General features: G+C 47.3%; 16 protein-coding genes, 3 rRNA genes and 1 other annotated feature. Of the genes, 16 read left to right on the top strand and 3 right to left on the bottom strand.

Translation table 11 applies throughout. From position 1 onward, the window contains the following. The first annotated feature begins 175 nt into the window (after window positions 1-175). The 12 genes from LKE33_04580 (at window position 176) to LKE33_04635 (ending at window position 15,615) form a co-directional block, all read left to right on the top strand. Complete coding sequence (locus LKE33_04580) at window positions 176-766, top strand: hydrolase (protein ID MCH3950204.1); 591 nt, start codon at window positions 176-178, stop codon at window positions 764-766. 157 nt (window positions 767-923) lie between these two features. Next, window positions 924-1,484: an ECF transporter S component gene (locus tag LKE33_04585; GenBank protein MCH3950205.1), complete on the top strand. Its 561-nt coding sequence runs from the start codon at window positions 924-926 to the stop codon at window positions 1,482-1,484. A 317-nt stretch (window positions 1,485-1,801) separates the two neighbouring features. After that, window positions 1,802-2,590, top strand: a complete 789-nt coding sequence (gene udp, locus LKE33_04590; protein MCH3950206.1) for a uridine phosphorylase — start codon at window positions 1,802-1,804, stop codon at window positions 2,588-2,590. 5 nt (window positions 2,591-2,595) lie between these two features. Continuing rightward, entirely contained in the window at window positions 2,596-3,822 is a 1,227-nt protein-coding gene (locus LKE33_04595; protein MCH3950207.1) for a phosphopentomutase, read from the top strand. Beyond that, window positions 3,819-4,436, top strand: a complete 618-nt coding sequence (locus tag LKE33_04600; GenBank protein MCH3950208.1) for a hypothetical protein — start codon at window positions 3,819-3,821, stop codon at window positions 4,434-4,436. The genes LKE33_04595 and LKE33_04600 overlap by 4 nt, the downstream gene beginning before the upstream one ends. A 173-nt stretch (window positions 4,437-4,609) precedes the next feature. Next, window positions 4,610-6,235 (top strand): hydroxylamine reductase, encoded by a 1,626-nt coding sequence (hcp, locus tag LKE33_04605; protein ID MCH3950209.1) that lies wholly within the window; start codon window positions 4,610-4,612, stop codon window positions 6,233-6,235. Between the two features lie 543 nt (window positions 6,236-6,778). Then, window positions 6,779-8,335, top strand: a 16S ribosomal RNA gene (locus tag LKE33_04610). Window positions 8,336-8,727: 392 nt separating this feature from the next. Further along, window positions 8,728-11,633 (top strand): 23S ribosomal RNA (locus tag LKE33_04615). A gap of 64 nt (window positions 11,634-11,697) precedes the next feature. Further along, a 5S ribosomal RNA gene (gene rrf / locus LKE33_04620) occupies window positions 11,698-11,814 on the top strand. Together the 16S, 23S and 5S rRNA genes form the textbook arrangement of a ribosomal RNA operon. Window positions 11,815-12,385: 571 nt before the next feature. Next, the gene (locus tag LKE33_04625) at window positions 12,386-13,414 is read left to right on the top strand and encodes a DctP family TRAP transporter solute-binding subunit (protein ID MCH3950210.1); all 1,029 of its coding nucleotides are present in this window, start codon (window positions 12,386-12,388) and stop codon (window positions 13,412-13,414) included. A 63-nt stretch (window positions 13,415-13,477) separates the two neighbouring features. Continuing rightward, a complete protein-coding gene (locus LKE33_04630; GenBank protein ID MCH3950211.1) occupies window positions 13,478-14,533 on the top strand; it encodes an alcohol dehydrogenase catalytic domain-containing protein in 1,056 nt (351 codons plus the stop codon). 284 nt (window positions 14,534-14,817) lie between these two features. After that, window positions 14,818-15,615: a basic amino acid ABC transporter substrate-binding protein gene (locus tag LKE33_04635; protein ID MCH3950212.1), complete on the top strand. Its 798-nt coding sequence runs from the start codon at window positions 14,818-14,820 to the stop codon at window positions 15,613-15,615. Between the two features lie 87 nt (window positions 15,616-15,702). Here LKE33_04635 and LKE33_04640 read toward each other — a convergent pair whose 3' ends face one another. Further along, on the bottom strand, window positions 15,703-16,332 hold the full coding sequence (locus LKE33_04640; GenBank protein MCH3950213.1) for a Crp/Fnr family transcriptional regulator: 630 nt from the start codon (window positions 16,330-16,332) through the stop codon (window positions 15,703-15,705). A 504-nt stretch (window positions 16,333-16,836) separates the two neighbouring features. On the opposite strand from LKE33_04640, the gene LKE33_04645 reads away from it, so the two are divergent. Next, window positions 16,837-17,871, top strand: a complete 1,035-nt coding sequence (locus LKE33_04645; GenBank protein MCH3950214.1) for a DctP family TRAP transporter solute-binding subunit — start codon at window positions 16,837-16,839, stop codon at window positions 17,869-17,871. A gap of 99 nt (window positions 17,872-17,970) precedes the next feature. Beyond that, complete coding sequence (locus LKE33_04650) at window positions 17,971-18,861, top strand: NAD(P)-binding domain-containing protein (protein ID MCH3950215.1); 891 nt, start codon at window positions 17,971-17,973, stop codon at window positions 18,859-18,861. A 1,397-nt stretch (window positions 18,862-20,258) separates the two neighbouring features. On the opposite strand, the gene LKE33_04655 is transcribed toward LKE33_04650, so the two are convergent. Beyond that, window positions 20,259-21,263: a bile acid:sodium symporter family protein gene (locus tag LKE33_04655; protein ID MCH3950216.1), complete on the bottom strand. Its 1,005-nt coding sequence runs from the start codon at window positions 21,261-21,263 to the stop codon at window positions 20,259-20,261. A 26-nt stretch (window positions 21,264-21,289) separates the two neighbouring features. Further along, on the bottom strand, window positions 21,290-22,942 hold the full coding sequence (gene ilvD / locus LKE33_04660; protein ID MCH3950217.1) for a dihydroxy-acid dehydratase: 1,653 nt from the start codon (window positions 22,940-22,942) through the stop codon (window positions 21,290-21,292). Window positions 22,943-23,000: 58 nt separating this feature from the next. Next, window positions 23,001-23,235, bottom strand: a binding site (T-box leader). A 423-nt stretch (window positions 23,236-23,658) separates the two neighbouring features. Here ilvD and dapF point away from each other — a divergent pair. Together dapF and LKE33_04670 are read left to right on the top strand one after the other, a co-directional pair. Then, window positions 23,659-24,534, top strand: coding sequence for a diaminopimelate epimerase (gene dapF / locus LKE33_04665; protein MCH3950218.1), 876 nt, complete (start codon window positions 23,659-23,661; stop codon window positions 24,532-24,534). Between the two features lie 219 nt (window positions 24,535-24,753). Continuing rightward, window positions 24,754-25,953, top strand: coding sequence for an LL-diaminopimelate aminotransferase (locus tag LKE33_04670; protein ID MCH3950219.1), 1,200 nt, complete (start codon window positions 24,754-24,756; stop codon window positions 25,951-25,953). Window positions 25,954-25,993 lie beyond the last annotated feature (40 nt).

Here is a 25,993-nt window from a genome sequence, read left to right on the forward strand (position 1 = left end):
TATAATCGTCCCTTTGTCATTTCTGCACGTGTCCTGAAGCCTGGCAGATGGAAAACTGACGACTCGAAAGTCATTAAAGTTTCACTGTAATCGGCAGATGATACTGATTATTTCATCCCCTTTCACACTTTTGTGATATACTTATTCCATACGCATTGAAGGGAGCTTGACAGTTATGAGCGAAAAAACGAGAGAAGAAGCCTGGGCTTTAGTCAAGGAATATAATAAAGAACCGTTTCACCGTCAGCATGCACTGACCGTAGAAGGCTGCATGCGCTATTTTGCCCGGACTTTGGGATATGAAAACGAAGAGGATTTCTGGGGCCTTGTCGGACTGCTGCATGATTTGGATTATGAAAAATATCCGGAACAGCACTGCCGTAAGGAAGCTGAAATCCTGAAGGATAAAGGCTGGGATGAAAAATTGATCCACGCTGTAGTAAGCCATGGCTGGCCGCGCTGCAGCGATGTCAAACCGGAACTTGAAATGGAAAAAGTTCTTTATACAGTGGATGAACTTTCCGGTCTTATTGGGGCGGCCGCTTTGATGCGTCCTTCCAAGAGTGTGCAGGATATGGAAGTAAAATCTCTGAAGAAGAAATTCAAGGACAAACGTTTTGCCGCCGGCTGCAGCCGTGATGTTATTAAAGACGGAGCAGAAATGCTGGGGTGGGATCTTAATAAAGTCTTTGAGGAATCCATTCTTGCTATGCGCAGCTGCGAAGAAGCTGTAAAAGAAGCGATGGAAAAAGATTCACAGGAATAAAAACAAGGGACTGCCAGAATGAGAAATCATTCAGCAGTCCCTTTATTTGTAAAGCCATGTAAAAAGTGTACACATTTTAAGAAAAATTTTTACAACCGTGCATTTTCATTTTCAGGCTGCTTTCCTATAATGTAAACCATATAGGGGAGTGATTCTGATGAATTCCGTACAAATTCACAAGCTGACGCTGGCAGGGCTCTTCGCGGCCCTGGCGTTTGCCTGTTTTTCGTATTTGCGGATTGAAATTCCGATGGGGCTGGGTCTTACAGGAAAAATTTATGTCGGCCATACTTTTATCATGCTGTCGGCACTGTTTCTGGGTGCGAAGTACGGCGCTCTTTCGGGAGCTGTCGGGCTGACACTAGCGGATGTTCTTGCCGGTTACACCACGTCGGCACCTCCGACTTTTTTGGCTAAGTTTATACTCGGGTGGGTTACGGCCGCAATTTTTCATGCCGGACATAATGCAGAAAAGCAGGCTTCTTCCCGCCGCGTTTTTCTGGCCTGTGCGGGCGGCGCAGTGGCTAATGTAATTACAGAGCCTTTGATTCGGTTCAGTTTCAAATACTTTATTTTGGGAATTCCGCGCGAGGTGGCTTATGTATCGGCCTTGAATTGCTGTGTCAGCATGGCTGTCAGTAATGTGGTTTGTGTTATCCTGTCTCTGCTTCTTTACAAGGCTGCATTTCCTATCGTCAGCCGGTCGCTGCAAAATTAAAAAACTGCGTGAGGATAGCCCCGTGCCGCACTTGAGGTACGGGGCTGTTTTTATTTTAGTGAAAAATTATACCCACTAAAAGCTGAAGGGCAGCGGAACGTTTTACAATGAAAATTCCTCAAAAAGAATAGTTACTAAGTCCGATTCATGCGCTTATCGGCCAACAGCCGTCGGCAGCTTAAAACAGTCATTACCGCAGATGTACCAATCATCAACTGATTACGTATTGCTTAGATTTCTCTCAATTTTCTGCTTGGCTATGGTATAATTATCTATACGATATATGCCTGAAGAATTAGATTCCGGAGGGAATAAAAATGGCCAATTTTTCCAAACCAGAAGAAATTCTGTATCATACACAATTGTCAAGAAATATGCTCCTGGGAGCCGACACGGCTATTTTGCCGGGGGATCCCGGACGCGTTAAGACGCTTGCGGAAGCGCTGGGTCCGGCCGTAGAGCTGGGCAGCCACCGTGAATATACAAGCTGGCTTGCCCAGGTTCAAAATCAGCCTGTTCTCGTATGCTCGACCGGAATGGGCGGTCCTTCTACGGCTATTTGTCTGGAAGAATTGGCCAGACTTGGGATTCGCCGGGTCATTCGTGTAGGAACGACCGGGTCAATCCAGGAAGACCTTCAGCTGGGTGACGTGGCGATTTTTAAAGGCGCAGTGCGTCTTGAAGGCACTAGTACCCATTATGCTCCGCTGGAATTTCCTGCCGTTGCCGATTTCGATTTGACGCAGCTTTTGGTTTATGCGGCACGGATTGAAAAAATCCCTTGTCAGGTAGGAATTTGTGTTTCCTCGGATACTTTCTGGCCCGGACAGGAACGGTATGACAGTTTTACCGGTTATGTAATCCGCCGCTTCCAGGGCAGTCTGGAGGAATGGCAGGCATTGGGTGCTCTTTGCTACGAAATGGAAACGGCTGCTCTCTTTGTGACGGCACAGGCTCTTGGACTGCAGGCAGCAAGCCTTTGCGGTGTCGTGGCAAAGCGTACTGAAAGTGAACATATTGCACCTCCTGAAGTTTATAAGCAGGCAGAGGAACGCTTCCAAAAAGTTGTTCGGAGAGCTTTGGAAGAACTTTTGGAGAGGAAGTGAAAACCATGGGACGCTGTATCATTCTGATGTTTGATTCGTTTGGTATCGGCGGAGCGGCTGACGCCGGACGTTTTGGTGACCAAGGTGCCGATACGCTGGGGCATATTGCCGAATGGTTTGAATCGGAACACAAAAAAGGAAGCGCTTTGGAACCATTTGCTTTGCCGTATCTTGCAAAGCTTGGCCTTGGCAAAGCGCATGAGATGAGTATTGGCCATGCTTTTGCACCTTCCATCGGTGCGGGTGAGCCAATCCGGGGTGCCTATACCTACGCAGCAGAAAAAAGTACGGGCAAGGATACTTTGAGCGGGCACTGGGAACTGGCCGGTTATCCTGTCATGTTTAATTGGGGCTATTTTCCCGATGTGCCGCACTGCTTCCCACAGGAACTTATTTCCGGCCTGATTGAAAAAGGCGGTCTTCCGGGTGTGCTGGGAGAAAAACATGCTTCCGGAACGGTTATTATCCAGGAGCTGGGGGATGAGCATATCCGCAGCGGCAAGCCGATTGTCTATACGTCAGCTGACAGCGTCCTGCAGATTGCTGCCCATGAAAAATATTTTGGCCTTGACCGGTTGTATAAGCTTTGTGAAATTGCTTTTGAACTGGTAAAACCTTATAAAATTGCCAGGGTCATTGCCAGACCGTTCATCGGAGAAAAGAGCGGGGAATACACCCGCACGGGAAACCGCCATGATTATGCGGTGGCAGCACCGGAAAAGACCCTGCTTGATTTTGTAACGGAAAGCGGCGGTGAGGTTCATGCCGTAGGAAAGATTGCCGATATTTTCGCGCATCGCGGCGTTACGCAGGCTTATCACGCTACAGGGCTTTCTGCGTTATTTGATGCTACCCTGGAAGCGATGCGAAATGCGCCGGACGGTAGTCTGGTATTTACGAACTTTGTGGATTTTGATTCTTCCTATGGTCATCGCCGTGACGTAAAAGGATACGGGGAGGGGCTGATGCTGCTGGATCATCGCCTTCCGGAACTTGAAAAAATAAGAAAACCCGGTGACCTCTTCCTCATTACAGCGGACCATGGCTGTGACCCGACCTGGAAGGGCACCGATCATACGCGGGAACATGTCCCCGTCCTGTTCTTTGGTGACGGTGTGCGCCCGGGACCGCTTGCTCCGATGGAGACGTACGGTGACGCCGGACAAATCATTGCGCAGCATCTGGGAATTACACTTTCCAGGGGGACTGCACAGGAGGTGTGGATGAAATGAAGATTGTCAGAAAAACACTTTTTATGCTGCTTTGCCTGCTGGTGCTCGTTTGCGGCGCCGTTCCGGCTCTGGCAGCAGAACCGCAGAGTGCGGCTCCGGCAAAAGAAACTTCAATCTATAACCGGAAACAGATTGCCTTTCTTGTCATTGACGGAACCGGTCAGGTAAACAGTAAAATGAGGACGTTATGGCAGCGGCAGGTGCGCCAGGCCTACCCGAGAGCGAAATATGAATTTATTTCCGATCCCCAGGTTCTGTTAAGAGGACAGAATTATGTAGAAGTTCAGGCCACAGACGGCGTCAATGAATCCGTGCTGGCCGGGGCTGCCGAAACTATGGGGGCTGATGTAGTTGGTCTGATCGTTGTCAATGACATGCGCGAGTATTTGGTGCAGTCCTTTTTCATGGATTGGGATGATGGACCGGAAACTTATCTTCGTGTGATTACTTCCGCCGATCTTTATATGTACAAGCGGGATGGAGACAAGTTTAAAAAGAAGAAACTCCGCAAGGTGGAAACCACGGATATTTCCCTTGCCGTATCTCCCTATAAGGAAATCCAGTATGCAATGAGCGACCTGGCACGTTCCTTTGAAGGACTTCCACTGATTTAAACAGACTTTTATGCCGAAACTTTGGGTAATACCGAGGTTTCGGTATTTTTTTATGCAAAATTCTCACTTTGTTGTTATAACAACGGAATAAATATGTCTTCCAGGCTACAATGGACTCATCAATCGGAATTGCAATTACTGAAACTTGTCAGTGAGAAAGAGAGGTATATACAATGTTTTGTTATCAATGTCAGGAAACGGCGGGATGCAAGGGCTGCAAGGTGGCCGGTGTCTGCGGCAAGCGTCCGGAAGTCGCTGCTATGCAGGATTTGTTAATTTTTGTAACCAAAGGAATTTCTGCAGTTACGACCGAGCTGCGTAAGGAAGGAAAAACAATTTCCCGCGAAATTAACCATCTTATTACCTTAAACCTGTTCACGACCATTACAAACGCGAACTTCGATGAAGCTTCTATTCGTGAACGTATCACGATGACGCTTCACCGGAAGGCTGAGCTGTTAGCTGAAGCGGAGCACAAAGAAAATCTTCCTGAAGCGGCTCTGTGGAACGGCACGGAAGCGGAATATGCTGCAAAGGCAGCGGAAGTGGGTGTACTTGCCGAAGCTAATGAGGACATCCGTTCCCTCAAAGAGACTATTACGTACGGCTTAAAAGGACTGGCGGCTTATCTGAAACATGCAAATGTGCTGCAGAAAGAAGACGAATCTATCGACGCATTTATTCAGAGCACTCTGGCTGCTCTTCTGGATACCGATAAGGGAGCTGAAGAACTGACTGCTTTGGTACTGGAAACGGGAAAGTTCGGCGTCAAAGGCATGGCTCTCCTTGATGAAGCCAATACGAGTGCTTATGGCCAGCCGGAAATGACGGAGGTAGACCTTGGTGTCCGGAATCATCCTGCAATTCTGATTTCCGGTCATGATTTGAAGGATTTGGAAATGCTCCTGGATCAGACGGAAGGTACAGGCGTGGACGTCTATACACACGGAGAAATGCTGCCGGGCCATTATTATCCATTCTTCAAAAAATATAAGCACTTTGCAGGAAACTATGGCAACGCCTGGTGGAAGCAGCGGGAAGAGTTTGAAAGCTTTAACGGACCTATCCTGATGACTACGAACTGTGTCGTACCTCCAAAAGACAGCTACAAGAACCGCCTGTGGACGACGGGCGCAGCTCAGTATCCCGGCTGCCGTCATATTGATGAAACTGCTGACGGCAGAAAAGATTTCAGCGCGGTGATTGCGCAGGCAAAGGAATGCGCCGCTCCTAAAGCTTTGGAAAAGGGCAAGATTATCGGTGGTTTTGCTCATTCTCAGGTACTGGCGCTGGCAGACAAAGTGGTGGCAGCCGTGAAATCCGGTGCTATCAGGAAATTTGTAGTCATGGCGGGCTGCGACGGCCGTCATATGACCCGCGACTACTACACTAAATTTGCAGAAGCCCTGCCGAAGGATACGGTGATTTTAACGGCTGGCTGTGCAAAATATCGTTATATTAAATTGAACCTGGGTGATATCGGAGGGATTCCGCGCGTCCTGGATGCAGGACAATGCAACGATTCTTATTCGCTCGCACTGATTGCCTTGAAACTTAAGGAAGCTTTCGGGCTTGATGACATCAACAAACTCCCGATTGTCTATAATATTGCCTGGTATGAGCAGAAGGCGGTGATTGTACTCCTGGCACTTCTGGCACTCGGTGTAAAGAATATCCACTTGGGACCGACTCTTCCTGCCTTCCTTTCTCCGAATGTGGCAGCTCTGTTAGTAAAACAATTTGGAATCGGAACCATCTCCAATGTGGAAGATGACATGGAGGTTTTTGGCCTGAAATAAATATAGAGTAAAAATGGTGCGGCTGGTTTACCGGCAGCACCATTTTTATTAAAAAATGAACAAAATATACAATTTAAAAAATAATATCGAAAATCGTTCGGGAAAAGGCGAATTATATTTTAGTTTTACAAAAATATTACGGAAAAGGAACAAAATAAAAAGAAATTGATGTAAAAAGTAGGTAAAAGAAGAAAAATATTGTAAAAATCTCGGAAATGAACGAAAATTTGCCATAAAAATCATTTTGCATAAATGAGACTTGTGTGGTACTATAATCAAGCACTCTCCTCTAGAGAGCGCTCACAAAGAAAAGATGAAACAGCGAAGAAAAAAGTTGTTGACAAGATCTTTTCTGAGTGGTAATATAAACAAGTCGTCGCTAATGAAGCGAACGACAAGGAATGAACCTTGAGAACTGAATATTGATTGACAGATGTGCGGGTCAAGTCACTTTGGTGACGCGACCGAGTCACTTCGAGAAAACGAAGTAAAAAAACAAGAAGCTAGTATTTCAAGAGCCAAGCGGCTCTTCAAAATAATCCTATTTTGGAGAGTTTGATCCTGGCTCAGGACGAACGCTGGCGGCGTGCTTAACACATGCAAGTCGAACGAAGAACTTATTTCGGTAAGTTCTTAGTGGCGAACGGGTGAGTAACGCGTGGGTAACCTGCCCTCCAGTTGGGGACAACATTCCGAAAGGGATGCTAATACCGAATACGATCCCTCCACCGCATGGAGGAGGGATGAAAGATGGCCTCTGCTTGCAAGCTATCGCTGGAAGATGGACCCGCGTCTGATTAGCTAGTTGGTAAGGTAACGGCCTACCAAGGCGATGATCAGTAGCCGGTCTGAGAGGATGAACGGCCACATTGGGACTGAGACACGGCCCAAACTCCTACGGGAGGCAGCAGTGGGGAATCTTCCGCAATGGGCGAAAGCCTGACGGAGCAACGCCGCGTGAGTGATGAAGGTCTTCGGATTGTAAAACTCTGTTGTCAGGGACGAAAGCACAGCGGATCAACAAGACGTTGTGTTGACGGTACCTGACGAGGAAGCCACGGCTAACTACGTGCCAGCAGCCGCGGTAATACGTAGGTGGCAAGCGTTGTCCGGAATTATTGGGCGTAAAGAGCATGTAGGCGGGCTCTTAAGTCCGACGTGAAAATGCGGGGCTTAACCCCGTATGGCGTTGGATACTGGGAGTCTTGAGTGCAGGAGAGGAAAGGGGAATTCCCAGTGTAGCGGTGAAATGCGTAGATATTGGGAGGAACACCAGTGGCGAAGGCGCCTTTCTGGACTGTGTCTGACGCTGAGATGCGAAAGCCAGGGTAGCAAACGGGATTAGATACCCCGGTAGTCCTGGCCGTAAACGATGGATACTAGGTGTAGGAGGTATCGACCCCTTCTGTGCCGGAGTTAACGCAATAAGTATCCCGCCTGGGGACTACGATCGCAAGATTGAAACTCAAAGGAATTGACGGGGGCCCGCACAAGCGGTGGAGTATGTGGTTTAATTCGACGCAACGCGAAGAACCTTACCAAGGCTTGACATTGAGTGAAAGACCCAGAGATGGGTCCCTCCCTTCGGGGACACGAAAACAGGTGGTGCATGGCTGTCGTCAGCTCGTGTCGTGAGATGTTGGGTTAAGTCCCGCAACGAGCGCAACCCTTATCCTATGTTACCAGCACGCAATGGTGGGGACTCATAGGAGACTGCCAGGGATAACTTGGAGGAAGGCGGGGATGACGTCAAGTCATCATGCCCCTTATGTCTTGGGCTACACACGTACTACAATGGTCGGCAACAAAGGGCAGCGATACCGCGAGGTGGAGCAAATCCCATAAACCCGACCCCAGTTCGGATCGCAGGCTGCAACCCGCCTACGTGAAGTTGGAATCGCTAGTAATCGCAGGTCAGCATACTGCGGTGAATACGTTCCCGGGCCTTGTACACACCGCCCGTCACACCACGAAAGTTGGTAACACCCGAAGCCGGTGAGATAACCTTTTAGGAGTCAGCTGTCTAAGGTGGGGCCGATGATTGGGGTGAAGTCGTAACAAGGTAGCCGTTCGAGAACGAGCGGCTGGATCACCTCCTTTCTATGGAGAACCAATCAGGACGGAGGTCCTGGTTCAATCTCTCGTCGACGCACATCTGTCCGGTCAATATTTGGTTCCCAGGGCTTGTCCCTGGAACATGAACCCTGAAAACTTCATAGAAGAGACAAAAAAGTCTTGTATGTTGTGATGAACATGCAAGCACCTCTGATCTAAATGCGAATTTAGAAATGAGTTTAACGAGAAAAGAACCAAGGAACGAACGTTCCTTAGTACTTGAACTCGCAAGAGAAATCTAGCGAGAATTTCACGAAGAGAAATTGCTCTGATCCGCGAAGCGAGGAAGCGAAGCGGGCGAGATAATACTCAGGTATATCGAGCCCGATGAGCGACGAGCGACAAAGGAGCGGACAATTTATCGAAGTGAAAAGATAAGTCAAGCTACTAAGGGCATACGGTGGATGCCTTGGCACTAAGAGCCGATGAAGGACGCGGTAAGCTGCGAAAAGCCACGGGGAACCGCAAGCAGGTCTTGATCCGTGGATGTCCGAATGGGGAAACCCACCAGCCGTCATGGGCTGGTATCCTTCGGGAGGGGAACCCGGTGAACTGAAACATCTAAGTAGCCGGAGGAAGAGAAATCAAACGAGATGCCCACAGTAGCGGCGAGCGAAGAGGGCAGAGCCTAAACCGGTCATCTTCGGATGACCGGGGTTACGGACCTGCATAAACCGAGTCAGGCCCAGCCGAACTACCTGGAAAGGTAGGCCAGAGAGCATAAGAGCTGCGTAGGCGAAGGGCAGAGCGAGGCGGCAGGTATCCAGAGTACCACGAAGCACGAGGAATTTTGTGGGAAGTCGGGGGGACCACCCTCCAAGGCTAAACACTTCTTAGTGACCGATAGCGTATAGTACCGTGAGGGAAAGGTGAAAAGAACCGCGGGAGCGGAGTGAAAGAGAACCTGAAACCGTATGTCTACAAGCAGTCGGAGCGCAAGCGACGGCGTGCCTATTGAAGAATGAGCCAACGAGTTGCGGGCACTGGCGAGGTTAAGCAGGAAATGCGGAGCCGTAGCGAAAGCGAGTCTGAACAGGGCGAGTAGTTAGTGTTCGCAGACCCGAAACTGTAGTGATCTACCCATGATCAGGTTGAAACGCAGGTAAAAATGCGCGGAGGACCGCACCGGTGAGTGTTGAAAAACTTTCGGATGAATCGTGGGTAGCGGTGAAATTCCAATCGAACGCAGAGATAGCTGGTTCTCCTCGAAATAGCTTTAGGGCTAGCCTCAGGCAGTAAGCACAGGCGGTAGAGCACTGATCGGGATAGGGACCATAAAGGTTACCGAACCCTGTCAAACTACGAATGGTTGTGCTGCAGAGCCTGGGAGTCAGACTACGAGAGATAAGTCCCGTTGTCAAAAGGGAAACAGCCCAGACCATCAGCTAAGGTCCCCAATGCCATACTAAGTGGAAAAGGATGTGGGGTCTCACAAACAACCAGGATGTTGGCTCAGAAGCAGCCACCATTTAAAGAGTGCGTAATAGCTCACTGGTCGAGAGGCCCTGCGCCGAAGATTCCCGGGGCTAAAGTATGGAACCGAAGCTATGGATGCGGTACTTGTACCGCGTGGTAGAGGAGCGTTCCCATCGGGCTGAAGTCGTACTGTAAGGTACGGTGGACTGGTGGGAAGTGAGAATGTTGGCATGAGTAGCGAAAAGATAGGTGAGAATCCTATCCACCGAAAGCATAAGGATTCCTGAGCAACGATCGTCGTCTCAGGGTAAGTCGGGACCTAATCCGAGGCAAAAGGCGTAGGAGATGGACAACTGGTTGATATTCCAGTACCGGCTGCGATTGTTTGAGCAATGGAGTGACGCAGGAAGGCAGGTCCGCGCGAGAATGGTAGATCGCGTGCAAGCGTGCAGGCTGGTGCACAGGCAAATCCGTGCACTGAGGCCAAGGCGTGATGCGGAGGGAACTTGTTCCCGAAGGGGCTGGGCCTACGCTGCCGAGAAAAGCTTCTAGTGAGAGAGCAGCCGCCCGTACCGTAAACCGACACAGGTATGCGGGGAGAGGATCCTAAGGTGCGCGGGAGAACCCTCGTTAAGGAACTCGGCAAAATGTACCCGTAACTTCGGGATAAGGGTAGCCACAAGCGTGAAGCGACTTGCTCGCGGAGCGCGGTGTGGTCGCAGAGAAGAGGCCCAAGCGACTGTTAACCAGAAACACAGGTGCCTGCGAAAGAGAAATCTGATGTATAGGTGCTGACACCTGCCCAGTGCTGGAAGGTTAAAGAAGGATGTCCGGGTTCGACCCAAAGCATTTGACTGAAGCCCCAGTGAACGGCGGCCGTAACTATAACGGTCCTAAGGTAGCGAAATTCCTTGTCGGGTAAGTTCCGACCCGCACGAAAGGTGTAACGATTTGGGCACTGTCTCAACGAGGGACCCGGTGAAATTGAAATACCTGTGAAGATGCAGGTTACCCGCGACTGGACAGAAAGACCCCATGGAGCTTTACTGTAACCTAATATTGGGTTCTGATATTCGACGCACAGGATAGGTGGGAGACTTGGATGCATGCCCTCCGGGGTATACGGAGTCACCGTTGGGATACCACCCTTTGAATATCGGGATTCTAACCGCAGGAGCAACGATCCTCGGGACAGTGTTAGGCGGGCAGTTTGACTGGGGCGGTCGCCTCCTAAAGAGTAACGGAGGCGCCCAAAGGTTCCCTCAGCGCGGACGGAAACCGCGCGGCGAGTGTAAAGGCAGAAGGGAGCTTGACTGCGAGCCAAACACGGCGAGCAGGTACGAAAGTAGGGCTTAGTGATCCGGTGGCATCCTTGTGGAAGGGCCATCGCTCAACGGATAAAAGCTACCCTGGGGATAACAGGCTAATCTCTCCCAAGAGTCCATATCGACGGGGAGGTTTGGCACCTCGATGTCGGCTCATCACATCCTGGGGCTGAAGTCGGTCCCAAGGGCTGGGCTGTTCGCCCATTAAAGTGGTACGTGAGCTGGGTTCAGAACGTCGTGAGACAGTTCGGTCCCTATCCATCGCGGGCGTAAGAGATTTGAAGGGGGCTGCTCCTAGTACGAGAGGACCGGAGTGGACGGACCGCTGGTGTACCAATTATCCCGCCAGGGGTATAGTTGGGTAGCTACGTCCGGAACGGATAAACGCTGAAAGCATCTAAGCGTGAAACCATCCCTGAGATGAGATCTCTCACGGAGTGATCCGGTAAGACACCTTGAAGATTACAAGGTTGATAGGCAGGATGTGGAAGCACAGCAATGTGTTAAGCTGACCTGTACTAATATGTCGAGGGCTTGACTTAAGCTCGAGATAGAAGATGTAAGAAGTCTCTTCATGAAGTTTTGAGGGCTCATGCCTTCAGTAAATCCGGTGATGATAGCCAAGGGGATCCACCTGTTCCCATGCCGAACACAGTAGTTAAGCCCTTGTACGCCGAAAGTACTCGACTGGAAACGGTCCGGGAGGATAGGGCGTTGCCGGTTGGATTGACTCCTGAATGACGAATGTCGTTCAGGAGTTTTTCTTTTGTCTACTAGTGCTCAATATTGAAGCTAATTCGAATGTAAGCTATAATGAATTAGAACGATTTAATTTATTATTTAAATGAATTTATAACTATTTAAAAACTATTTGTAATAGTCGTATCACTTTTTGTCTTAAAATTTTTAAAAAATTCAAAATATTAAAGTTTTTATTGTGTTTTATCTTACTTGTATTATAATCTTCCGTAGTGGTGATACAAGTTGTACCTATTTTTGTTACTCTTAAATAATCGCTGCTGCTAGTTTGCTTCTCTTTACTGCCAAATAATCATTGAGTTAATCTATAGTTGTTTTTTGCGGATAAGTTCAGATGGTACTTTTACAATCTAAAACATTTTGATTTTTTCATTTCTTACTCTTTCTTGCAGGGAATCTCACCTTACAAGGTGATGTCTTCTTTGTTTGAGCGGGAGTACGGCAATTAATGGCTATAAAATCAGAAATATCAAAAAATACCGAATACTATATTCGATAGGTGAAAAAAGATGTTGAGGCAAAGGAGGAATTTCTGATGAAGAAAAAGTTTGTTGCCGGTCTAGTTTGTATGTCACTTGCTTCTCTTGCTGTGGCAGGCTGCGGAAATAAATCCGCAGATAGTTCCGGAGGGCAGCCCATTACTCTCAAGATGAATGTAACAACGAGTGAGAGCAGCGTTTGGCATGTGGCTGCAAAGGCATTTAAGAAGGAAGTAGAAGAGAAAACTAAAGGTAAGTACAAAATCAACATTTTCGGCAATGAGCAACTTGCTTCCGGTGATTTCACAAAAGGCATCGAAATGTTGTTCAATGGTTCTACTGACGTTGATATCCATTCGAGTATGATTGTTTCTAACGTCGTTCCTAAAGTAAGTATTGTCAGTATGCCCTGGCTTTTCCCTGAAGGTTATAAGAGCGTAGATGAGTATATTATGAAGGCAGGGAGTCCCGGCGATAAATTAATCAAGGAACAGATGGCTTCTAAAGGCGTGCATTGCCTGGGCATTGGCGAAAACGGATTCCGTCAGGTCACGAACAATGTAAGACCGATTACTAAACCGCAAGATCTGCAGGGTCTTAAGATTCGTGTTCCGCCGATCACAATTCTGATGGACGTGTTCACGACACTTGGCGCCGATCCTACGCAGATGCCATTCAGCGAATGCTTCACAGCTTTGCAGCAGGGTGCTGTTGATGGACAGGAAAACCCTTACGATACTATGCGGTCGGCTAAACTCCAGGAAGTTCAGAAGTACATGACGATTTGGAACTATTCCTATGACCCGATTGTTCTTAGTGTCAGTGGAAAAGTATGGGATAAATTGACCGACGAAGAAAAGAAAATCTTTGAAGAAGCAGGCCGTAAAGCTTGTGCTGAAGAAGTTGCTGCTTCCAGAAAACTGGATGCTACTATCATAAAGGAATTCAAAGACAGCGGAGTTCAGGTTAATGAACTTTCTCCGGAAGTCATTGCCCAAATGAAGAAAGCGATGGTTCCTGTTTATGAGAAATACAAGGACAAGTTCGGTGAGGACACCTTTAATGCTTTCGGGTATAAGTTTTAAGCTTTTGAGAAGCAAAAACTAAAAAGTTTACAGACTTATTTCTTAGAAACGGGAGTGAATCGAATGCAAGGAACGATGTGCGGCCTGGTAAAGAAAGAAGCAGGCCCCGGTAAGTTTGTGTACCGTACAGATTTGCCGATTCCTCAAATCGGGGATGACGAAGTTTTAATCAAAGTTCACTGCAGTGCTATCTGCGGTACGGATTTTCATATCATGGATTGGGATACCTGGTCCCAGATGCGGGTACATCCGCCTCTGATTCCGGGTCATGAAACAGCCGGTGATATTGTTGCTGTCGGCAAAAACGTGACCGAACGTAAAGTGGGTGACCGCGTGTCCTGCGAATCGCATATTTCCTGCGGTGAGTGCTGGTTCTGCAAGCATGATATGAGGAATATCTGCAAAAATATGAAGATTTTTGGCGTCAGCCAGGATGGTGCTTTTGCCGAGTATACCAAAATCCGCTGGGATGTCACTTTCCCTCTGGATGATGATATTTCCTACGAAGCTGCCTGCATGTTTGAGCCCATGGGCGCCGGCGTCCACGGTGTCGAAAAAGCGGATGTACCGGGTCATACGGTGCTTGTCAGCGGCTGTGGCCCGATTGGACTTACTGCGATTTCCGCCAGCAAGACTTTTGGCGCGACTAAAGTGATTGCCTGCGACCTCATTGATGAAAAACTTGAAGTCGCTAAAGATATGGGTGCTGACTACGTATTTAACAGTGCAAAGGTAGACTTGCCGAAAGAGGTCAAAGCCCTCACTGGAGGTATGGGTGTCGACCGCGTCGTGGATATTACGGGGTCCGGCAAAGCCATCAACACGGATTTGAAGTGCCTGCGCGCAGCCGGGCGTCTGGTCTGCGTAGGCCTGCCCAGCAAACCGGTTACCATCGAGGATATGACGGATGATCTGATTTACCGTGAAATTGAACTCACGGGGATTTCGGGCCGTAAAATCTGGGATACGTGGATAGACTTTGCTAAAGTCATGAAGGGCTCGTACTGGAAACTGGACCGCGTCATCGGCGGCCGTTATGCTCTGTCTGATTTTGACAGCGCCGTAAGTGCCGTAAAAAACGGTATGCCCGGTAAGATGCTGCTTTATCCGCATATGTGAGTATTTGTTAGGATTGTTCGCTTGTTTCGAAGATGATTTTATCTTCATCTCTCTTCTCAACTCCATCTTGAGCGAAAAGGATTGCCGTGTATTGTTATGCGGCAGTCCTTTTTGCGTTTTGTGGAAAGGATTTTTGTAACAGTACCTGTCGACTTAATCTTACTTGCTCACTAAAGAATTCCGTGCTATCATTGACTTCCTATTGCATAATAATTAAATAAGATGTATAATTATCGCATTCAACACGAAAAAATCTACACAATGGTTAACAAGGAGGAATATTTATGAAAAAGATAAAGATGTTATCCGGGCTGCTGGCCGGGCTGATGCTCTGCGCTGCGGCAGCTGGATGCGGAGGCAGCAGTGGAAGCAGCAGCGGCAGCAGTGATAAAAAGGCCGAAGCGAAGAAGGAACTCGTTGTAGGTACGAATCCTTCGTTTGCTCCTTTTGAATTCACCGACAAAAAAGACGGTACAATCATGGGCTTTGATATTGACTTGATCAATGCTCTGGCAAAGAAGGCCGGCTTTGAAAAGGTCACTATCAAAAATATTGCCTTTGATGGCTTGATTCCTTCTCTGGAAGCAGGGAATATTGATGCAACAATTACCGGGATGAGTATTACGGAAGAACGTAAGAAGAAAGTGAATTTCACCGATCCGTACTATGAATCCGGGTTGATGGCCATCGTAAAGAAAGATAACAACAGCATCAATAGCCTGGATGATTTGAAAGGCAAGACCATTGCTGTTCAGCTTGGCACGACGGGAGCGAAATATGCAGAAACAATTCCTGAGGCGAAAGTAAAGACATTCGATTCATCCGATCTCGCCTGCCTGGAACTGAAAAATGGAGGAGCCGATGCGGTTGTCAGTGATTTGCCGGTACTTCAGTATTTCCTGAAGCAGGGCGGCAGCAAATATGCCAAGAGCGTAGGAACCCCGAAGAAGGGCGACTTCTACGGTATTGCTACAGCTAAGAGCAACAAGGAATTGTGCGAGAAGCTGAATAAGGCACTGGCTGAATTAAAGCAAAGCGGCGAATACCAAAAGATTTACGATAAATGGTTTAAAGCTGAATAAAACAAAGCAAAGGGTTGTGAAAGGTGATTCTTCCTTTCACAACCCTTTTTTGTTTAGCAGAATTGCTTGTTTTACAGACTGTACCGATTAATAAAATTCCATTCCCTTAAATATAGCTAACAGGCCTTCACGGTCGATGATTTTAATTTTCTTATAAGATAGTTCGATGAGCTTTTCTTTTTCGAATTTATCCAAAACTTTTGTCGCACTGATGCGGCTCATGCCGGTGACGGAGGCAATTTGTTCATGTGTATAGCGAACGAAAGGCGTATGGTTTGAAGCAGAGTAGAGAAGGCAGGCGACTTTTTCGTCGTTATGAAGAAATTGGGCGTAAAAAATCCACCCATGGAGCAGTGTGATTTTTTTCATGAATAATTCCAAAAGTTCACGCATATCACTTTTTTGCTGCATGCAGAGTGTGGTCAGTTTTTGGCTGTCCATGGCATAGACTGTGATATCACTGGCTGCATCGGCGCTTACAATTCTGACGGACGGGTTGCCCACTGCCTCTTCACCAACCAGATTGCCGGATTCGATGAAGCAGAGCGTTCTTTCTTCTCCGTCAGGATAGAGCAGATACGCACGAACCATCCCGGATTTGAGGTAATAAATTTCTTTCGCACTGCTTTCTTTATGAAACAAGATTTTTCCTTTTGGATAGTTTCGTAAAATTCCATACTTTTTGAAGAGAAGTGGGATTCTCTTTGTAATATCCATTAATATTCCTTCCTTATAAAAAATAAACTAAATTTTTATACTATTCTAAAATAAATCACAATTTTGGTAAAGTTCGCTACAAACTTCAAAAAGCATCTCTGCTACAATGAAAGGAGTTAAAAAAAGCCCAGATAGCAATGAGGGGAAATAGAGGAGAGATCACTTATTTGCGCTTTACATCGGAGATTTTGGTACATGATTAAAAATTTAGCCGTTTATCCGGTAAGGCCAAAATTTAAGTCCTGAAATTTTGCAAAAGCCTACTTATTTCATTTTCGTATTTATTTATTTAAAAGTCAATACGAAATAGTAGAGAGTATTGTTTATAATTAATACCTTGGAATTCAGAATGCAAGAAATTGCTCATACCATAAAAATCAGAAAAATCTTACAAATAACTTGAAACCGGTTCTTTTTTTGTTTTTGAATTTAAACGTGGAAAAACTTTACAAGTATTATAAGTGAGTGGATTATATGTGGACTAATTTCAAGGAGGGAATGAAAATGAGTAAGAAGTTTTGGATAGGTTTGGCTTGTATGACTGCTGCTGCTTTTGCAATGACGGGTTGTGGCGGGGATAAAGGTAAGACGGCCAGCAAGGATAACCCTGTCAACTTGAAAATGAATGTTACGACGTCTGAAGCCAGTGTTTGGCAAGTCGCCGCTAAGGGCTTTAAGAAAGAAGTCGAAGAAAAGACCGGTGGTCGTTATAAGATTACGATTTATTCCAATGAGCAGCTTTCTTCCGGTGATCAGACTAAAGGAATTGAGATGCTTTATAATGGAGCAACCGACTGTGATATGCACTCTACGATCATTCATACGAACGTTGTTCCTCGACTTTCCGTAATTAATATGCCGTGGATTTTGACGAACGGTTATAAGAGCGCGGATGAATATTTCTTTAAGAAAGATGCTCCTGGTTTTACTTTTGTCAAGAAAGAAATCGAAGCGAAAGGCCCTCACGTTTTGGCAATGTGTGAAGCGGGTTTCCGTCAGATTACAAATAATGTGCATCCAATTACCAAGGCTGAGGATCTGTCCGGCCTGAAGATTCGTATTCCGGCCATCGCCATTCTGGTCGATGTGTTCCGTACCTTTAATGCCGATCCGACTCAGATGCCTTATAGCGAATGCTTTACAGCACTCCAGCAAGGGGCTATCGATGGTCAGGAAAACCCGTATGATACGATTCGTGCCGCCAAGATTGAAGAAGTACAGAAATACATGACGATTTGGGATTACTGCTACGATCCGCTGGTACTTAGTGTCAGCGAAAAGACTTGGAAACGCCTCAGCGATGAGGATAAAAAAATCTTTACGGAAGCTGCTCAGCATGCTTGTGAAGAAGAAATTAAGGCGTCGCGTTCTCTTGATCAGCAAATCGTTAAGGAATTTAAGGATAAGGGCATGATCGTTAACGAACTGACTCCGGAGATGAGACTCGCCATGAAGGCTTCCATGAAGCCGGTTTATGATAAGTATAAGGATAAGTTTGGTGAAGATGCATTTAAGATTTTTGGATATACCTTTAAATGATGTAAGAATCAAGTTTACGAGATTCAGCTTAAAAGATGGACCACGTTCCCATGGTTTCGGCAAAAGGGATACATCATTAATTGAAAAGAGGCCTTTATCATGAAAATAGGTTTTTTGGGAATGGGTGTCATGGGCGGTCCGATGTCCATGAATGTGGTGAAGAAATGTGGCTGCGAAGTTTTGGGGTATGATGTGGTACCCGATCATATGAAAGGGTTTATCAGTGCTGGTGGTAAGGCTGTCAAAGATCCCGTTGAAATCTACAAAAACTGCGATATCATCATGCAGATTTTGCCGACTCATCCTATAATTATTAATTCTATTGAGCAGGCAGTCACCTACGGGAAACCCGGTAATATCATCATCGACCTTTCTTCTACGGCACCTCATATTATCCAGGAGTTATATGAGAAGGTTAAAGCAGCGAAGATGTTTCTCCTGGATTCGCCTGTCAGCGGTGGAAATCCGGCAGCTATTGCCGGTACACTGGCCATCATGACAGGCGGTGATAAGGAAGCGTATGATAAGGTCGAGAAATATCTGGCCTGCATGGGAAATCCGGTCTATGTAGGCAAGAGCGGCAGCGGGGACGTTACGAAACTCGTAAATAACATGATTGCCGGGGCTTACATGGTAGCCATTGCCGAAGGGTATGCCTTTGCAGCAAAAGCCGGCATCGATCTTCAGACAACCTTTGAAGCGACACGCTGTGGATTTGCCGGCGGGCCTGTCTACGATAATAAGGTTCCTAAAATCATCCATCGCGACTATACGCCGGGAGCACGCATTGCCGTACACCGGAAGGATATCATCAATGCTAAGCATTATGCCCATAAGCTTGATATTGATACGCCAATGACCGACGTTGTGCTTCTGGTCATGGACTGGATGAACGATAACGGTCATATTGATGAAGATCAGGCCGCTATGGTCAAGTATTTTGAAGACAAGATGGATGTGAAAGTGGGATCCGGTCCTGAAAAGAAATAATCCGTTATGCGGTTACGCATTTTTCATCTCTCTTCTCTCATCTCCTACTTTGGCAAAAAGGATCGCCGCTAATAGTTTGCGGCGGTCCTTTTTGTATATGTACCAGTGAAAATATAAAAAATTAGAGACAAGTGTCTCTACTGGAAAGAAACTTATCCACTATAAATTGCCTATATTATTGCAGAATATGAATAAAAGTGAAATATTGTTTACAATAATGTAAATATAGAAAAATTGAGAAAAAAGATTTTTTAAAAGAAAATTGCTAGGATTCATGCGGGTTTGAGCCATATTTACCGAAAAAATAGAAAAATAAACACTGGTATTTATTTTTGAGATACGCTACAATGCAGGTAAAGAAAGACGAAATCGCAAAAGGTTCTGCTCCTTCAGTTATTGGGGAGCAAAAAGAACGAGATGGGAGCGAGTCCAATGGGCAGCGATAGCAAGTAACCACAGGAAGTTTAAACCGATAGGAGGTTTTCTTATGGTTATGTTCAATGGGATTCCAAGGTACATGTTGGAAGAACATTAAGAAGGGAGATAGTCCAATGGGCCAGGAAATGGGTGGTCGCGAATTGTGATCACAAAGGATACGAAGAATCCGAACGAGACGAGTTTTCAGAAGTAAACCTCTAAAGAGAGGAACGTGACGGGGTTTAGTCCCGATGTGGAAATAATTTCAAGTGGTTCTTCTTACAACTGAATAGCGAACGAATGTCTATGGTTGGTAAGCAGGCGAGGAGATGATCCAGCGTCTTTCATCCCGAGCGGATGAATGCAGTTCTGATGATTTATCGACCGATATCTCAGCTAAGGCGGATATCGACGTGGAAGATAGATCGGTTGTCCTGGAAGCTTGCGGGCAGCCAGAGATTAAAAGAAGGGAATGAGTCCGAAATACAATGCAGGATAGTGAAATCGAGTCAATAAATTTGCGATTGGGTTTTTCGAGTGAAGAAATCTGATCGGCCGATGAGTCAGTCGGCCGGTCAGATTTTTTATTAGTTAAGTCAAACCTTTAGGTTTGACTATCCTCTGCCACCTCCTTCCACGAAGTCGGAAGGAGGAGAATCACGAAGTGATGGAGGATAGCCTCTGGCTCAAACCTTTAGGTTTGACCATCTCCTGCCACCTTCTTCCACGAAGTCGGAAGGAGAATCACGAAGTGATGGAGGATAGCCTCTGATCCAAACCAAAAGAAGCGGGAAAGAAAACCATCCTCTCTTTCCCACTATTTTTGCTTGGGGTTAAAAATTTGCTATTTATAAGTTCAAAGAAAAATGCCTTAGTCATTTTTCTTCCACGGGCGGACGGCGGAATGCGGAAAGCGAGAAGAAGGGGCTGTGAAATAATGCGCATACATTATTTCACAGCCCCTTCTTAAGTTCTTGTTATTATGCTTGCTGAGTCTGAGCTTCTTCTACTTCAGTGTCCTTCCCATAGTCTGGATCAAAGCGCGGGTTCAGATAGTTCTGGTACAGCCATGCAAGCAGTGCACCGGAAATATTATGCCAAGCGGAGAAAATAGCGCCCGGAACCGTTGCGGTCGGCATAGAAGCAAAGTGGGCTTTGGCAAGACCAACGGCAAGGCCGGAGTTCTGCATACCGACTTCGATGGAAAGAGCCACTGCTTTTTTCCACGGCATGCCCACAAAATGAGCTACGGCAAAACCAAGGGCATATCCCAGGCAGTTATGCAGGATAACAACGAGGAAGATGATGCCGACGTTGGCAAGAATAGCTGCCTTGCTGCCGCCGATAACACCGGCAATGATCAGGGAAATAGCCAGTGCGGAAACAGCCGGCGTATAATCCGTGGCGACCGCCGCCAGTTTTGGCAGGAAGGTTCTCAGAGCAACACCGAGGCAAATCGGCAGGATAACGATTTGGATGATACTGATGAACATGCCTACAGGGTCAAAGCTGATGCGCTGACCAATCAGCAGATAAGTAATGGCCGGGGTCAGAATCGGAGAGAGCAGCGTGGAAACACTCGTCATCGTCACGGACAGGGCCAGGTCACCATTACTCATGTAGGTGATGACGTTGGAGGACGTACCGCCGGGGCAGGTTCCGACAAGGACAACGCCTACGGTCAGAGCGGGCGGCAGCTGGAACAGCGTAGCCAGGACATAGGCCAGGAACGGCATAATGAAGAACTGGGCAACGGCTCCAAGAAAGACGTCTTTAGGGCGCTTCAATACAAGCACGAAGTCTTGAAGAGAAAGCGTGGTACCCATACCAAACATAACGATGCCAAGCAGCAGGCTCAGCACGGAGACACCGCCGACTTTTCCAAGTACCCAACGAAAGCTTGCCGGAGAGACAAAGCCGAGGATGAGGAATATCACGGCCATAACACCAAAATACTTACTGATCATTGCACATAGCTTTTTCATATCCATCAAATCTTCTTTCTAAAATCTTATTTCAGCACAGCACCCGTATTGGCTGAAGTAACGAGGCGTGCGTAGCGGGAAAGATATCCCGTTTTTACTTTAGGTTCAGGCTGCTTCCAGGCAGCTTTTCTTCTGGCCAGTTCTGCATCGTCTACGAGCAGTTCCAGCTTGCGGTTCGGTACATCGACGAGGATGCGGTCACCGTCTTTAATGAGGGCAATCGGGCCGCCTTCCATGGCTTCCGGGGAAATATGGCCGACGCAGGCACCACGGCTGGCACCGGAGAAACGTCCATCTGTAAGGAGGGCGACTTTAAGGCCCATACCGGTAATTACGGCAGTCGGGTTCAGCATTTCTCTCATGCCAGGACCGCCTTTAGGACCTTCGTAGCGGATGACGACTACGTTGCCTTCCTTGATTTCACCGCCCGTAATAGCCTTGATGGCAGCTTCTTCGGAATCATAGCACTTAGCAGTGCCTTCATAGGTCAGGAGATCCGGTTCAACAGCACTTTCCTTGATGACAGCACCGTCCGGAGCCAGGTTGCCTTTCAGGATGGCGATACCGCCCTTCTTCATGTACGGATTTTCGACGGAGTGAATCACTTCAGGATTTTCAATCTTGGCATTGGCAATACGGTCGGCTACCGTGCCCGTTACCGTCTTGCAGTCGGTGTGGATGAGGCCCAGCTTGGTCAGTTCCTTCATGATTGCGGGGATACCGCCTGCTTCGTCCAGATCCTGCATGTGATAGGTGCCGCCGGGGCTCATTTTCGTGAGGTAAACGGCACGACGGCTGATTTCATCAAAGAGGGAGAGCGGCAGATCTACACCTGCTTCGTGAGCAATGGCCGGCAGGTGCAGCACCGTGTTGGTGGAACCGCCGATAGCCATATCTACGGCAATGGCATTCTTGAAAGCGTCCAGTGTCATGATATCGCGCGGACGGATATCGTTTTTCACGAGGTCCATAATGACATGACCTGCTTGTTTTGCCAGAATGCGGCGGCGTCCGGAGTAAGCGGCAGGAATAGTGCCGTTGCCGGGAAGGCCCATACCCAGGACTTCAGTCAGGCAGTTCATGGTGTTAGCCGTGAAAAGTCCGGCGCAGGAACCGCAGCCAGGGCAGGCGCGGAATTCCATGGCTTCCATTTCCTCCGCGGAAAGCTGGCCGGATTCGTATTTACCGGCGGCTTCAAACATTGTGCTGACACTGATGTTTTTACCCTTCCAGCGTCCTGCCAGCATAGGACCGCCGCTGACGACTACGGCAGGAATGTTAAGACGGCCGGCTGCCATCAGCATGCCCGGAACGATTTTATCGCAGTTCGGAATCAGTACGAGACCATCAAAGGCATGACCATTTGCCATCGCTTCAATAGAGTCGCAAATCAGTTCGCGGCTGGCCAGGGGATATTTCATTCCGTCGTGGCCCATGGCAATACCATCGCAAATGGCAATGGCCGGGAACTCAACCGGCATACCGCCGGCAGCAGCAACTCCCAGCTTGACAGCTTCGGCAATTTCACGCAGATGACCATGACCAGGAACAATTTCATTGAAGGCATCTACAATACCAATCATTGGCTTTGCGAGTTCCTCATTGGAATATCCCATAGCATGGAACAGGCTGCGGTGAGCAGAACGGGTACTTCCTTTTTTAGCAATGTCGCTTCTCATATAAATCCTCCTTCAGATTTTTATAGATCAGGCTATAAAAAAAGTCCCTCACATGATTGTGAGGGACGAATTAACCGCGGTACCACCCTGATTCCTGACTGCGTAAGCGGTCAGGCACTTGCTGCGTACTAACATACGCGTTTCTGATAACGGGGAACAGCCGGCGGTGCTTACTGGGTTCAGCACCGATCCTCCAGGATGATTTTCGTTTACTTTCGAAGACCGATTTCCACCTTACATCGGCTCTCTGCGCTTCGTTTCGAGTAAATTACTTTTCCCTTCACGGGATCTTGCTTCTTAAGTTAACGATAACTATTTTATAGAGTCTCCTATTTTTTGTCAACTAAAAAATTATTAAAAAAATATTTTTGGGCAGATTGTAATAATGGAAACAGAAAATGTATGCAATATTCATAATGACTTTTTTAAACAGGTGTAAAAAGCTAGAAAGTCTATCACCGGTAGAATACGTCCACTGCAGTTATACGTACTAAAACCATAAGCTATTTCCCATCGGCAGGAAATGCCGAGGCAGCATTTTTTTGAGGAACGGTCAAATTATACGCTGCCGGCAGATGATTTTTACTTTCTTCAGCTAGGACTCATACAGTCCCTGTCAGGAGTTGCTCAATCTGCATTGACCTCTCTACCAATATAAAGTAGAATTGGAAGATAACCAGTTATTTTCTACTAAATAATGAGGAGACATTCTGATTATGAAATTACATTTTACAAAAATGCACGGCTGCGGCAACGACTATGTCTATGTGAACTGCATGGATAAGATGCTGCCGAATCCGGGTAAAATTTCCGAATATGTAAGCCCGCGGCACCTTTCAGTGGGATCAGACGGACTTATCTGCATCTGCCCGTCTGATAAGGCTGATTTTCGTATGCGCATGTTTAACGCCGATGCCTCCGAAGGCAAGATGTGCGGCAATGGTTCCCGCTGCGTGGCAAAGTATGTCTATGATAAAGGCCTGACGGACAAAACGACGATTACCCTGGAAACGCTGAGCGGCATCAAGACGATTGCCATGAATGTGGAGGAAGGTAAGGTTACCGAGGCTATGGTGGATATGGGTGAACCGATTACGGATACGCCCTCTATTCCGATGCGGTGGGACAAGCCGCAATGCCTCAATGAAGAGATTGAAGTCGAATTTGAAGGTAAAAAACTAAAAATTCGCGGCACGGCCGTATCTATGGGAAATCCGCATTTCGTCACGGTTGTGGATGACGTGGACAAGGCCCCTGTTACGACGCTCGGACCGATCATTGAGCACTCTTCCTGGTTCCCGGAACGAGTCAACGTGGAGTTTGTACAGATCATTGATAAGAATCACGTGAAGTTCCGCGTCTGGGAACGCGGCAGCGGTGAAACCTATGCCTGCGGAACCGGTGCCTGTGCGGTGGCATATACCATGGTTACACTGGGACTTGCCGGTAAAAGGGATAAATTTTTGGAAGTCGGTGTTCTCGGCGGTACTTTGAAGCTGAAATATGGCAGCGATGGGCATATGATGATGCGGGGTCCTGCCACTACCGTCTATGAGGGTGAAATGGAAATTCCTGACGAACTGCTTAAGTAGGGGCAAGTTCGCGGCAGGATAGGGAAAAAAGTCTTGTCAGGTTCCTCTGAAAGACACAAAGTAAGAAAATCCTGCAACCTTTTTGTGATTTTTTGTTTAATTGATTTGAAATCACGTTCTTCTTCTTATATAATGTAAAAAGCTGTAAAGCGATAACGTTAGTTAATCGAAACGATGTGTTTCCGTACAGCCAGTGAAAATGTGAGGGGGATTTGTTTTATGGCATTAGTGAATGGTAACTATGCAAATTTGAAGGAAAGCTATCTTTTTTCTGATATTGCAAAACGCGTTGCCGAATTTTCGGCAGCTCATCCCGATAAAAAAATCATTAAAATGGGGATTGGCGACGTAACGCTGCCGCTGGCCCCGACGGTCATCAAAGCCATGCAAAAAGCCGTTGAGGAAATGGGCCATAAAGAGACCTTCCGCGGATATGGTCCTGAGCAGGGCTATGATTTTCTGCACGAAGCTATCCAGGCATATTATGCCCGCCATGGTGTTGAAATCGGCACAAAGGAAATCTTCATCAGTGATGGTGCCAAAAGTGACTGCGGCAACTTGACCGACCTTTTCGATGACAGCAATGTGATTTTGCTTCCGGATCCTGTGTATCCTGTATATGCAGATACGAACATCATGCGCGGCCGCAAAATCCTGTACATGAACGGCACTCCGGAAAACAATTTCCTGCCCATGCCGGATCCCAGCGTAAAAGCTGACATTATTTATCTGTGCTCCCCGAATAACCCGACCGGTGCTGCTTACAACCTGGAACAGCTCACTGAATGGGTAAAGTACGCCAAGGCTAATGACGCCATCATTCTGTTTGATGCAGCTTATGAAGCCTTTATCACGGATAAAGACATGCCGCACAGCATTTTTGCCGTTCCTGGCGCGAAGGACTGCGCTATTGAAACTTGTTCTTTCTCCAAGACGGCCGGCTTTACTGGCGTGCGCTGCGGCTACACCATCGTTCCGGAAAATCTGACACGTAAGTCTCCGGAAGGCAAGGAACTGAATCTTAACAAAATGTGGCTCCGTCGCCAGACTACGAAGTTCAACGGTGTAAACTACATTGTGCAGCGCGGCGGTGAAGCGGCTATGCAGCCGGAAGGCGAAAAGGAATGCCAGGAGATGCTGGCCTATTATCGTGAAAATGCCAGAATCATGATGCAGACCTTTGATAAGAAGGGTTACACGTACTACGGCGGTAAGTATTCTCCGTACGTCTGGCTGAAGTGCCCGAACAACATGAAGAGCTGGGAATATTTTGATTATCTGCTGAATAAACTGGCTATCGTTGGCACGCCCGGAGCCGGATTTGGTAAGATGGGCGAAGGCTATCTGCGTCTGACGGCTTTCGGAAGCCGGGAAGGCACAATTGAAGCTATGCAAAGAATTGAAAAAGATAGCTTATAAGACTATAATTAAGAAAGATTAGTCAGAAAGGATGAGTTCC

This window comes from Acidaminococcus sp. (assembly GCA_022482815.1).
GTDB lineage: Bacteria > Bacillota > Negativicutes > Acidaminococcales > Acidaminococcaceae > Acidaminococcus.